This is a genomic window from Arthrobacter sp. ZGTC212 (assembly GCF_002929255.1).
In the GTDB taxonomy this organism is placed as follows: Bacteria; Actinomycetota; Actinomycetes; order Actinomycetales; family Micrococcaceae; genus Arthrobacter_B; species Arthrobacter_B sunyaminii.
Map to the genome: position 1 here is coordinate 1 of NZ_PJIJ01000082.1, position 531 is coordinate 531.

1 pseudogene is annotated in these 531 nt (G+C 67.0%); it reads right to left on the reverse strand.

Annotated features, from left to right (window positions below):
* Positions 1–531, reverse strand: a pseudogene (locus CXQ89_RS18005) (pyruvate carboxylase); the annotation flags it as partial.

A 531-nucleotide genomic window follows, 5' to 3' on the forward strand; every position in this document is an offset into this window, starting at 1 on the left:
GAGCTGACGGCGGCCAGGCTGAGGCCGGTATCCCGCGGGGTGTGTGCCAGTGCCGCCACCAGGGCTGAGGCCGACGGCTGGCTGGTAGTACCAGCCAGCGAAGCGGAGGCAACGTCCACTGCGTCCACACCTGCGTCCACGGCGGCCAGCAGGGTGGCCAGCTGGCCGCCTGCGGTGTCATGGGTGTGCAGGTGCACCGGCAGGTCGAAGCGTTCCCGCAGGGCGGAGACGAGTTTGGCCGCAGCGGCTGGACGGAGGAGGCCCGCCATGTCCTTAATTGCAAGGATGTGGGCTCCGGCGTCCACGATTCTCTGTGCCAGCTCCAGGTAGTAGTCCAGCGTGTAGAGCTTCTCTTCGGGGTCCAGCATGTCCCCGGTGTAGCAGAGGGCCACTTCGGCGACGGCGGTGCCTGTGGCCCGGACAGCGCGGATGGCGGGTGCCATCTGGCTGACGGCGTTCAAAGCATCGAAGATGCGGAAGATGTCAATGCCGGTTGCCGCGGCCTCGTTGACGAACGCTTCGGTGACCTCT